This window comes from Tautonia rosea (assembly GCF_012958305.1).
Taxonomy (GTDB): Bacteria; Planctomycetota; Planctomycetia; order Isosphaerales; family Isosphaeraceae; genus Tautonia; species Tautonia rosea.
Genome location: NZ_JABBYO010000028.1, coordinates 22,681 through 29,663 on the forward strand (window position 1 = coordinate 22,681; position 6,983 = coordinate 29,663).

The window sequence follows — 6,983 nt, forward strand, 5'->3', positions numbered from 1 at the left end:
CGACCTCGTTGGGCTACCGCCAGCCTTCGCAGCGAGGGTGTTTTTGCATCGCCGAGGCTGGACAACGCATCAAGCGTCCATCGGCTCCGGTCGATCGTTCGTGGCGATTGCTGAGCGCGGAGCCGATCGTATTCGCTGCGAAGCTGATGAATCCTCAGCAGCCTGGTGGCAGGTGCTTAGAACGGCAGAGCCCGAACAGACAGGCCGACTCACGCGCTGAATCGATGATCGTTTTCAGGTAAACAGGATGCGAAGGGCATCAATATCCGGTCGTCGACCCCTGTTTCAAATCACCTGACACAATCGGTTCTAGCCCAAGTCGTTGTCGACAATCGTCGAGAATCTCGGCAGTCCGACTGGCACCTACTCGAGTTACGCCAATCGACCTGACATCAAGGAGGGTGTCGAGATCACGCACTCCGCCGGCAGCCTTGACCTGGACATGAGCCGGCGAATGTGCCCGCATAAGTTGCAAATCCTCACGGGTTGCGCCTCCAGTACCATATCCGGTTGAGGTTTTGACCCAGTCGACGTCGAGCGAACCACAAATTTCACAGAGACGAATCTTGTGGTCATCGGTCAGGTAGCAATTTTCGAAGATAACCTTGACCTTACGCCCTTCTGCGTGAGCGACGTCAATAACTGCACGAATGTCCTCTCGGACGTCATCCCATGCGTTGCTCAAGACCTTGGAAATGTTCACCACCATATCCAGTTCCTGGCATCCATCCGCGATGGCTCGAATGGCTTCTGCCTGCTTGATGGCGGTGGTATGACCTCCGTGGGGAAATCCGATGGTGGTGCTTGGCTGAACAGTACTTCCTGAAAGCAGTTCGGTACATCGGGCCATGGCGTAGGGCATGATGCAGACGCTTGCCACATCGTAGGCCACCGCCAGACGACATCCTCGCTCAAGGTCGGTGAGGGTTAGCGTGGGATTGAGCAACGAGTGATCAATCATCTTGGAGATGTCGCCGTAAGACGCATCCATCGCGGGGTTCCTGGAACGGGCCGATGGGACATGCGAAGTCAGGTCAATGTCGGAACTTGGCCCTCGTCTCGTTGGTTCGGCCCGACAACTCAGTATGAAAGATGTGGAACTTCTCCACCGGGTTCCTTGGTGGAGTTTCACTTCCGAGTCGGGAAGAGCAAATACGAGGGATGATCGCTTCGATTGGTGCGAGTTGCATCGAATTACTATCTTACAAAAAAAGCCTCGGGTTGACCCGAGGCTTTGCGTTTCAAGCGAGGATGACGGGGCTCGAACCCGCAACCTCCGGCGTGACAGGCCGGTGCTCTAACCAATTGAGCTACATCCCCTCAACCGGACGAGCATTATGCTACCGGAAGACCCGAAGGCCGTCAAGTGTCAGGTCCCTTGTCCAGGAAGACCGGACAAGAGTAAGGTGATTCATCAGTTGAGGATCGAACGCTCGCGCTCCAACACAAAGCTCGGAATTCGGTCGGGTTCGTAGGTGGGTGAGGAGAGTTGTCGTGCAGATTCGTAAGGCGGTGATTACAGCAGCTGGGCGAGGGGCCAGGCAATATCCTGCATCCGACACCGTTCAGAAAGCGATGCTGCCCCTGGTTGATCGAGATGGTCTGACCAAGCCGCTCCTACAAATCATCGCTGAGGAGGCGCTCGACAGTGGTATTGAGGAAATCTGCGTCGTTTCAGCTCCCGGCGACGAAGCACGTTACCGATCGCAATTTCACTCCATTACTGAGCATCTTCGCTCAGCGTTTCGGGGGGTTCCTTGGGCCGAAGAACAGATTCGAAAGGTCGGAGAACTCGATTCCCGGATCCGGTTTGTTGAGCAACATGAGCCCGAAGGATATGGCCATGCGGTCTGGTGCGCCCGAACGTTTATCGGCGACCATCCCTTCCTCTTACTCTTGGGCGACCATCTTTACATTTCCCGAGAAAGTCGTCGGTGTGCCCGCCAGTTGATCGAGCTTGCGTCGTCTGAGTCGTGTGCGGTTTCTGCAGTCCAGGCAACTCGTGAGCACTTGATCCATCAGTATGGCACCCTGACCGGCCGACGCTTACATGACCGAACCGATGCCTACCAGATTGACGAGATTGTGGAAAAGCCCAACCCTACCCTTGCCGAGCTTCGTCTCCAGGTACCAGGGCTTCGGGCTGGCCATTACCTTTGTTTCTTCGGAATGCACGTGCTGACGCCGACCATACTCGAACTCCTCGACGACCTCGTGCATCGGGACGAACGTGATGGGGATCAGATTCAGCTGACCTCAGCCTTGAATAGCCTGGCTAATCGCGAAAAATATCTGGCTCTCGAAACGCTGGGTTCCAGACACAACCTTGGGATGAAGTTCGGGTATGTCGAGGCTCAGATCGCACTGGCGTTGAGCGGGGCCGACCGGGATCGCTTGCTGACGATGCTCGTCGAATCGGTTGCCCGAGAGCAGACAACCGATCTTCGATCCTCGTAAATCGAATTCGTTCAGGCGATGATTTCGCCTGTTTCTGCGCGTGGAATTCTCAACTGTCTGATTCCTCGAAGATCATCGAGGATTCACGATTTTCATGCATTCTTTCTTTTTGATTGACGAACCGGACCTTCTCTCATGGCTGACGCGAAATCCTTGATCGAGACAATCACCTCGACCGATCCGGAGCTTCGCGATCGTTCACTCCAGTCCCTGATCACGGGGGATTCGACCGTTCAGATCCTCTCCCATTGCGAGGAACTGGAACGCTTCCGCAGGCGATCGACAAATCTCTACGAACGGGTCCGAGCGTCCTTGTTCCTGCATACCCTCTACCGTTACATATTGCAGGAGGCATCTGACCTTCCCTCGACCGGTTGGATTCCGGTGGAGGGCGTCGACGACTTGATGCAGCGCCGCTTCGAGCAAGCGATTTCGTCGTTTCGGTCCGCGATGCATCGAGACGGTCCCAACGGGACCATCGCGAGCGCCCTGGCCAGGGCTTACGAAGAGATTGCCCTGCAAACCCTTGCCGATCAGGTCCGACGTTCCGTGAGGAGCTGCCAAGGAAATCGCTGGATGTTTCGCGTCGGCTCTGCCCATGAACACCCGCTCCGCCTTCATTCGAGATTGCTCGATCGTGAAGGAGACGAACAGCTCTTCCCAATCCTGGTTGAGCGAACCCCGGTTCGGCTCGATCTTTCACATAGCGGCTGGTCCGATATTTTCTTCCTTGGCATGGATTTTCCCGAGGGAGCGAGGGTTCTCAACATTTCGGTTGATCTCGGGGTCTTTGGCCGCGACGCCCAGCCAAGGCCACCGATCGAAACCTACTGTCGAGTAATTTCCGAGCCGATCCTCAGAATCTCCAGCCTTGACCTGAACGACACCAAGGATGTTGGTTCCCTGGAAGAACTGTTCAATTTCGGCAACGACTATCTCGGCCTGGTCAAGGCAGGAATCATCGCGTCGGGATTGGTGCCCCCTTCGCTTGAAGGCTCCTCGACCACGCTGAAGCACGTTCTCGATCGGGTAATCCGTCCCGGTTACGGCCTTGAGGTGGTCAGTAAGGTCAATGATATTCCCAAAGGTTCTCGTCTCGCGGTCTCTACGAACCTGCTCGCGTCGCTCATCTCCCTCCTGATGCGTGCGACCTGCCAGACGAGAGGACTCACCGGCCCCCTTCTCCCCGAAGAAGCACCTGTGGTCGTCGCCCGAGCGATTCTCGGCGAATGGCTCGGCGGTTCTGGAGGAGGGTGGCAGGATTCCGGTGGGATCTTCCCCGGAATCAAGCTCATCGAGGGTGTGCCGGCCAGTGAGGACGATCCCGAATTTGGCATCAGCCGTGGACGATTACTCCCGAAACACACCTTGCTTGACCAGGCAGGAGAAGGCTCGACTTTCCATAACGCTCTGGCAAACAGTCTGGTGCTTGTTCATGGCGGAATGGCTCAAAATGTGGGGCCAATCCTGAACATGGTCACCGAAAAATACCTCCTCCGCGCCCAGGAGGAATGGGAGGCTCGTCGAGAAGCCCTAAGGATTTTTGAGGGCATTGTCGCCGCCGTCCAGTCCGCGGATGTCCGGACCCTGGGTCAACTGACAACCCAGAACTGGGACGGGCCCCTCAAGCGAATGATACCCTGGGTCACCAACCGGTTTACCGAGTCGATCATCGCCGAAGTGAAAGCACATCTGGGAGACGACTTCTGGGGATTCCTGATGCTCGGCGGCATGTCTGGCGGCGGAATGGCCTTTTTCGTCGCTCCTCATCGCCGCGATGCCTTTCGCTCCGAGGCTCTGGCAATATTGAAGCGGGTCAAAGAGCGACTCCACGACGCACTGCCATTTGCGATGGAACCCGTCGTGTACGACTTCGCCATCAATCCCCTCGGCACGGTCGCCGACGTCATGCAAGGCAATTCGGCTCTCATGCCCCCGCGGTACTATTCGTTGCAGATTCCCCGGATGATCACTCAGGGACATACCGAAGTAAATCCCCAACGCCGGGTCGATATCGACCAGTTCGCGTCTCGGAGTGCCGACACCTCCGAACTGCTTCGCCTGTTCCGAGCGACAGTCAATACCCTCTTTCCTGTCTCGCGATCTGCGCTCGACCCGACCTCCGAAGATTGGAACGCCGAGGCCGATCGCATCCGTCGAGAGAACGGATTCGACCCCGTTCAGCACGAACAACTTCGCGAGGATCTTCAGCGGGGCCGTATCGGTCTGGCTCGCAATCGTTTACCAGTCGATACCGAGATCCGTGATGTTCACGATGACGATCTGATCGACGCCCGAGTCCTGAACGACGATCGAACTCAGTCGTCCGTGGAATCGAGGCTCGGTGAGATTGCCGTGGTGAGTCTCGCCGCTGGGGTTGGTAGTCGATGGACGACCGGGGCAGGTGTGGTGAAGGCCGTAAATCCATTCGTCATGCTCGACGGCCTCCATCGAAGCTTTCTGGAAATCCATCTCGCGAAATCCCGGCAGGCGATGGAGCGATACGGAGTCACCATCCCTCACGTCGTGACAACCAGTTACCTGACCCACTCCGCCATCGAGCACCACCTTGAGTTGACTCGGAACTACGGTCACCACGGTCCAGTCTTCCTCTCTCGCGGTCAGTCCATCGGCCAGCGATTAATTCCCATGACGCGTGACCTGACATTCCTCTGGGAAGAGCAAGCCCACGAAACCCTCGACGAGAACAAGCAGAAAGTTCGCGAGGCTGGCCGACGCGCAATCCTCGGATGGGCTCAGTCTCAAGGGGAAGGGGCGGATTACGTTGATAATGTTCCGCTTCAGCGATTCAATCCCCCAGGCCACTTCTACGAGGTTCCGAATCTTTTGCGCAACGGAATCCTCGCGCGGTTACTCAAACAGTTCCCTGGTCTTCAGTGGTTGCTCGTTCATAACATCGATACGTTGGGTGCTGACCTCGATCCGAGGATCTTCGCCAAGGTTCGTGAGTCGGGAGCAACCCTAGCCTTCGAGGTCATTGCACGTCGACTCGACGATCGCGGCGGTGGCCTCGCCCGAGTCAACGGCCGGCTTCGTCTCCTTGAAGGGCTCGCCCAACCCCGCGAAGAGGTCGAATTCCTGCTTCGGTACTATAATTCCATGACCACCTGGGTTCACATCGACGGGCTGCTCTCCGCCTTCGAGCTGACGCGAGAGGACCTTAGCGGAAACCCGGATCGCGTCGCTTCAGCAATTCGATCTATGGCCGCTCGGGTTCCGACTTACGTGACAATTAAGGACGTCAAGCGACGATGGGGGCATGCGCAGGAGGACGTTTTTCCGGTTGTCCAGTTTGAAAAGCTCTGGGGAGACTTAACCGCACTTCCAGATCTCGACTGCACGTTTCTTGCCGTTGATCGTCCTCGCGGTCAGCAACTCAAGGACCCTGCCCAGCTCGACGGATGGGCCAATGATGGCAGTCTGGACTACGTTCGGGGTCTGTGTTCGTTCGATCGCTAAGGTGGTTCACGACGTTTGTCGTCTAATCGATTTACCGGAGGCTTTGCAACCATTCAGAAGTCGACATTCCAACTGCGGAACGGTCACTCGCTTTCCACATATTGATTCTGTTGCGATTTCGATTTGGAACCCGAAGTTTCGGGGCACCCTAGATGAAGCCGTGTGGCCAACTTCGACTCAGCCTTGGTCAACTGCTCACCGTTCCATTCTTTGTGGCGGCGGCCATGGCGTGCATTGTACCTGCCGTTCGCTCGAACGCAGTTGCTTACTACGGGCTCGTCCCGCTGCTCTTCTTCGAAGCCATTCTCATTCCAATTGTCTTGGCTCTGGTTGCTCAGTTCATGCTGGCTCGGAATACAGGGCGCGACCGGCTCGTCGCAGGCTTGCTCTGGCTATCCGCTTTGGTCGGTCGCGTTGCGATTCTCCTCATCCTTGCAGTCACGGTTTGGGATCTGGGCATCAGTGTCTTGACTGGACGAGGTCTCCCGCTTGATCTCCTGGCATTTCTGCTCGTTCTTCTCGGTGGATTGATCGCACTGAATGAGGTGGCTCTTGTTCTCCGACGCAAGGTGAATATGGTCCGTTGCCCGCACTGTGGATCCCCGTCAAACGCTCCCGCTCAGTGTGAGAACTCACACCAGAATCGTTTTGATCCCGTTTGCCCGACTTGCGGTGCGAGGATCCCCGAGAGCCACGATGAACCTCCTCCTCGCGACGGGACATCTCGTCCACTTGAGTCCCGATGTATGACTCTTCTCGCCCACCCACGGGGGTCGTGAGCGATTGGCGGCCGCTTTTGAGCTGGTCTGGCTTCGAGTGCGCCCAAGGCTTATCTGGAACGTCTTGAGACGGCGAAGCCTTGCTCGTCCTGAAACCGTCCCCCTGGCTCGTGACTCGTTCCATGCGTTTTGCTACTGATGTCTACCGAGGATTGAACCGGCACATGCCCACTTATTGTGTAACCTGCGAGCGACGGCAGTCAGTCGTTGCTCCTCGCGCTGAAGAACATCCCATTGTGCCTTGACATCACCTCAATTGAGATCGCG

At 56.7% G+C, this 6,983-nt stretch carries 3 protein-coding genes and 1 tRNA gene; 2 read left to right on the forward strand and 2 right to left on the reverse strand.

Annotated features, from left to right (window positions below; genetic code table 11):
- Nucleotides 1-259: 259 nt before the first annotated feature.
- Together deoC and HG800_RS26125 are read right to left on the reverse strand one after the other, a co-directional pair.
- Complete coding sequence (deoC, locus tag HG800_RS26120; RefSeq protein WP_169981186.1) at nucleotides 260-991, reverse strand: deoxyribose-phosphate aldolase; 732 nt, start codon at nucleotides 989-991, stop codon at nucleotides 260-262.
- A 255-nt stretch (nucleotides 992-1,246) separates the two neighbouring features.
- A tRNA-Asp gene (locus HG800_RS26125) sits at nucleotides 1,247-1,320 on the reverse strand.
- Between the two features lie 174 nt (nucleotides 1,321-1,494).
- Here HG800_RS26125 and HG800_RS26130 point away from each other — a divergent pair.
- Both HG800_RS26130 and HG800_RS26135 read left to right on the forward strand, forming a co-directional pair.
- Nucleotides 1,495-2,457 (forward strand): UTP--glucose-1-phosphate uridylyltransferase, encoded by a 963-nt coding sequence (locus HG800_RS26130; protein WP_169981188.1) that lies wholly within the window; start codon nucleotides 1,495-1,497, stop codon nucleotides 2,455-2,457.
- Between the two features lie 135 nt (nucleotides 2,458-2,592).
- Nucleotides 2,593-5,937: a UTP--glucose-1-phosphate uridylyltransferase gene (locus HG800_RS26135; RefSeq protein WP_169981190.1), complete on the forward strand. Its 3,345-nt coding sequence runs from the start codon at nucleotides 2,593-2,595 to the stop codon at nucleotides 5,935-5,937.
- Nucleotides 5,938-6,983 lie beyond the last annotated feature (1,046 nt).

Bases quoted from the DNA above. Each gene is read 5' to 3' on its own strand.
- deoC (WP_169981186.1), bottom strand. From the start codon at position 991: ATGGATGCGTCTTACGGCGACATCTCCAAGATGATTGATCACTCGTTG.
- HG800_RS26135 (WP_169981190.1), top strand. From the start codon at position 2,593: ATGGCTGACGCGAAATCCTTGATCGAGACAATCACCTCGACCGATCCG.